Below are 5,175 nucleotides of genomic sequence, written 5' to 3'. Positions count from 1 at the left end.
GAACATCGTCCCGTTCAACACACCGGCATCCTCACCCCACACCACCTCACGCAACGAGCAACCCAGCCGGCCATCCAACTCCGCGGCGACGGCATCGAACGCCTCCGCGAACACCGGAAACACCCCGTACAACTCACGCCCCATACCAAGCCGCTGCGCACCCTGACCCGTGAACAGGAACGCCGTCAGCCCATCCGCGGAAGCACCCGCCGACACCACCACATCCGCGCACTCCCGCCCCGCCGCCAGATCCGACAGCGCACGCACCACCGCCCCACGATCCGCCGACAACACCACCGCACGGTGATCCAGCACCGCACGCGTCGTACCCAACGAGAAACCGATATCGACCGGCGACTCGTCGGGGTGGGCCTCCACATGGGCGAGCAGGCGCTCCGCCTGCGCCTTGAGCGCCGTGGCGCTCCGCGCGGAGAGCGGCAGCGGTACGACGGACAGCGGGGCGGGGGGCAGCGGGGCTGCGGTGCCGTCCGGTTCGCCGCCCTCGGCCGCCGGCGCCTCCTCGATGATGACGTGGGCGTTGGTACCACTGAGCCCGAACGAGGAGACGCCTGCCCGCCTGGGCCGGTCCTGTGCCGCCCAGTCGACCGGCTCGGTCAGCAGTCGTACGCCGCCGGTCTCCCAGTCCACCTGCGGTGACGGCTCGTCGACGTGCAGGGTCCGGGGCAGCAGGCCGTTGCGCAGGGCCATCACCATCTTGATGACACCGCTGACACCCGCGGCGGCCTGGGCGTGCCCGATGTTCGACTTGACCGAGCCCAGCCACAGCGGGCGGTCGGCGGGGCGGTTCTGGCCGTACGTGGCGAGCAGGGCCTGCGCCTCGATCGGGTCGCCCAGCCGGGTGCCCGTGCCGTGTCCCTCCACCGCGTCCACATCGGCCGGGGTGAGGCCCGCGGCCGACAGGGCCTTGCGGATGACGCGCTGCTGGGAGGGGCCGTTGGGGGCGGTCAGTCCGTTGGAGGCGCCGTCCTGGTTGATGGCGCTGCCCCGGACCACCGCGAGGACGGGGTGCCCGTTACGGCGTGCGTCGGAGAGGCGCTCCACCAGCAGGAGGCCGACGCCCTCGGCCCAGCTCGTGCCGTCGGCCGCGCCCGCGAACGCCTTGGAGCGTCCGTCGGCCGCGAGGCCGCGCTGCCGGCTGAAGTCGACGAAGATCTCCGGAGTCGGCATGACGGTGACACCGCCCGCCAGGGCGAGGTCGATCTCGCCGGTCCGCAGCGCCTGGCAGGCCATGTGGAGGCTGACCAGGGAGGAGGAGCAGGCGGTGTCGACCGTGACGGCGGGCCCTTCGAGGCCCAGTGCGTAGGCGACGCGGCCGGAGGCGATGCTGCCCGCGCTGCCGTTGCCGAGGTATCCGGCCAGGTCGTCGGGAACGTCGGTGACCCGGCTGCCGTACTCGTGGTACATCACACCGGCGTACACACCGGTCTGGCTGCCGCGCAGCGTCTCCGGGTCGATGCCGGCCCGCTCGAAGGTCTCCCATGCGGACTGGAGCAGCAGCCGCTGCTGCGGGTCCATCGCCAGGGCCTCGCGCGGCATGATGCCGAAGAACTCGGGGTCGAACTCCGCCGCGTCGTAGAGGAATCCGCCTTCGCGCACGTAGGTGCGGCCGGGCAGTCCCGGTTCGGGGTCGTAGAGGGCGTCGGCGTCCCAGCCCCGGTCGGCGGGGAAGTCGCCGATGGCGTCGACGCCATCGGCGACGAGGTCCCACAGGTCCTCGGGCGAGCGCACGCCCCCGGGGAAGCGGCAGCTGATGGCCACCACCGCGATCGGATCGTCGTCCACGGCCGCGAGCGGGGTGGCGGCGGGCTCGACGGTGACGGCCGTGCCGGTGAGCAGCGTGTCGAGGTACCCGGCCACCGCACGGGAGTTGGGGTAGTCGAAGACCAGCGTCGCGGGCAGTCGCAGCCCCGTGGAGCCGACCAGCAGATTGCGCAGTTCCACGGCGGCGAGGGAGTCGAATCCCTGGTCACGGAAGGCGGTGTCGGGTCCGACCGCCTCGGGGGTCGGCTGGCCGAGGACGGAGGCCACCTGGGTGCGGACCGTGTCCAGCAGGATGCGGGCCCGCTCGTCCGGTGTCGCGCCGGCCAGGCGACGTTCCAGGGCGGAGCCGGTGGCGGTCGCCCTGACGGTGCGGCGGGCGGGAGCACGGCCCCTGCCGCGCAGCAGTGCGGGCACCTCGTCGCTGCGGGCGGCGAGCGCCGCGGCGTCGATGGTGAGGGGGACGACGACGGCGTTCTCGGCGACGAGGGCGGCGTCGAAGAGCTCCAGGCCCCGGTCGGCGGGGAGCGCCGGCAGGCCGAGGCGGCGCATCCGGTCCAGGTCGGCTTCGGTGAGGTCGCCGCCGAGCCCGGTGCTGACGTCCCACATGCCGAACGCGATCGACGTCGCGGGCAGTCCGGCCGCCGTGCGGTGGGTGGCGAGCGCGTCCAGGAAGACGTTGGCCGCCGCGTAGTCGCCCTGCCCGGCGGCGAGGACGAGGCCGCCCGCCGAGGAGAACATGACGAAGGCGGTGAGATCGGTTTCCCTGGTCAGTTCGTGGAGGTTCCAGGCGCCCTCGGCCTTGGGGCGCAGGACGGCGTCGAACCGTTCGGGCGTGAGGCTGCCGACCAGGCCGCCGTCCGCGACCGCGGCCGCGTGCACGACGGCGCGCAGTGGGCGGTCGGCGTCGATCCCGGCGAGCAGGGTGGCCAGGGCGTCGCGGTCGGCCACGTCGCACGCGGCGATCCGGACCTGGGCGCCGAGACCCGTCAGTTCGGCGGCGAGTGCCTCCGCGCCGGGTGTGCCCGGGCCGCGCCTGCCGGCCAGCAGGAGGTGCCGCACACCGTGTTCGGTGACGAGGTGGCGCGCGACGAGGGCGCCGAGTCCGCTGGTGCCTCCGGTGATCAGCACCGTGCCCCCGGTGTCCCACGGGGCGGGCGATGCGGGCTCGGGTGTGGTGGCGATGCCCAGCCGGGGTACCCACGACTCCCCGCCGCGCACGGCGGATTCGGGTTCGCCGGACGCGGCCGCGGCCGCGATGACGGCCTCAGTCGCCTCGGCCGCGTCCTCGACGTCGAGCAGGTGGAACCGGCCCGGGTTCTCGGCCTGCGCGGCACGTACCAGCCCCCATACGGGGGCCTGGGCCGGGTCCACGTCCTCGCCGGACCGCACGGGCACGGCGCGCCGGGTGACCACGACGAGGGGGGCGGTGCCCGCCTCGGGATCGTCGAGCCGGTCGCGTATCTCGCCGAGCACCCGGTGCGCGAGGGCGCGCGCCGCTTCCGGCACGTCCTGGCCCTCGGGCGCCGCCGGGCAGTGCAGGACGGCGTACGCGGAGGCGGCGCCGGCGTCCGCGGGGACCCGGTCCGTCCGCTGCCAGACGATCCGGTGGAGGGAGGCGGACCGTGCTCCGGAGGCTGCCGCGATCTGTTCCGGCGAGACAGGACGGGAGACGAGCGACTCCACGGTGGCCACCGGTGCGCCGCTCTCGTCGGCGACCATGATGGCGGACACCTCGTCGCCGCGTAGCCGCTGGATGTGGACGCGCAACGAGGGGGTCCCGGCGGCGTGCAGGGTGACGCCGTTCCACGAGAAGGGCAGCAGCGTGGCCGCGTCGTCGGCCGACTCCGTCAGCAGATCGGCGTGCATGGCCGCGTCGAGGAGCGCGGGGTGCAGTCCGAAGGCCGCCGCCTCGCTGCGGGCGGGACCGTCGAGGGCGACCTCGGCGAATACGTCGTCGCCGCGCCGCCACGCCGCGCGCAGGCCCTGGAAGGCGGGGCCGTAGGCGTATCCGCGCTCACGCAGCCGCTCGTAGGCGGAGTCGACGTCGACCGGGGTGGCGCCGGCCGGCGGCCACTGGGTGAGGTCGAAGGCGGGTTCGGGTGCCTCGCGGGTCAGGGTGCCGTGGGCGTGCCGTGTCCACGGCGCGTCGGGGTCCGAGGAGCCGCGGGAGTGGATGCTGACGGTGCAGGCGCCGGAGAGGTCCGGTGCGCCGACGACGACGCGCAGGGCCACACCTCCGCGGGCCGGCAGTGTCAGCGGTGCTTCGAGGAGCAGCTCCTCGATCCGGCCGCAGCCGACGTGGTCGCCCGCCCGGACCGCCAGCTCGACGAAAGCGGTGCCCGGCAGCAGCACGCTGCCCAGGACGCCGTGGTCCGCGAGCCATGGCTGGGTGCCGGTCGCGAGCCGTCCGGTGAGGACGACCCCGCCGTCGTCCGGTGTCGCCACGGCGGCGCTGAGCAACGGGTGGGTGACCGCTTCGAGACCGGCCGCGTCGAGGTCTCCGGGGGCGGTGGCCAGGTCGAGCCAGTAGCGCTGGTGCTGGAAGGCGTAGGTGGGCAGGTCCGGGCCCTGCCCGGTGCCACGGAGACCGAAGAAGGCGTCCCATGCGACGGTGACACCTCGTGCGTGGGCGCGACCGACGGCAGCGAGGAGTTCGCGGACCTCGGGCCGGCTCCGTCGCAGCGACGGGACGAACGCCGTCGCCTCCGTGTCCTGGACGCAGTCCTGGCCCATCCCGCTGAGCACGGCGTCCGGTCCGATCTCGATGTACGAGGTGACGCCCCGGTCCTCCAGGAACCGGACCGCGTCGGCGAACCGCACCGCTTCGCGGACGTGCCGCACCCAGTAGTCCGCGGCGCCCCATCCTTCCGCCAGGTCCCCGGACACACCCGACACCACGGGAATCGACGCGGCCCCGAACGACAGCCCGGCCACCGCAGCGCCGAACTCGGCCAGCATCGGCTCCATCAACGGCGAGTGGAAGGCGTGCGACACCCGCAGCGTGCTCGTCCTGCGGCCCTGGTCCCCGAACGTCGCGACGAGCTCGCGAACCGCCGACTCCGTGCCCGAGACGACCACGGAACGCGGACCGTTGACCGCCGCAATCCCCACCTCAGCGTTCAACAACGGAAGGACTTCAGCCTCCGTCGCCTCCACCGCCACCATCGACCCACCCGCCGGCAACGCCTGCATCAACCGACCACGCGCCACCACCAACTCAGCCGCATCCGCCAAAGACAGCGCGCCCGACACGTGAGCCGCGGCGATCTCACCGACCGAGTGACCCACCAGATAGTCCGGCCGCACCCCCCACGACTTCACCAACCGGAACAGAGCGGTCTCCACCGCGAACAACGCCGCCTGAGCGAACATGGTCCCGTTCAGCAGACCGGC

The 5,175-nt window shown here is 73.7% G+C and carries 1 protein-coding gene; it reads right to left on the bottom strand.

Translation table 11 applies throughout. From position 1 onward, the window contains the following. On the bottom strand, positions 1-5,175 hold a 5,175-nt coding region (locus tag JGS39_RS36295), incomplete at both ends, for a type I polyketide synthase (protein WP_219574026.1).

It is taken from the genome of Streptomyces poriferorum (assembly GCF_019399235.1).
Taxonomy (GTDB): Bacteria; Actinomycetota; Actinomycetes; order Streptomycetales; family Streptomycetaceae; genus Streptomyces; species Streptomyces poriferorum.
The sequence above is the reverse complement of the archived record's forward strand: the minus strand, read 5'-3'. Positions and strand labels throughout refer to the sequence as shown.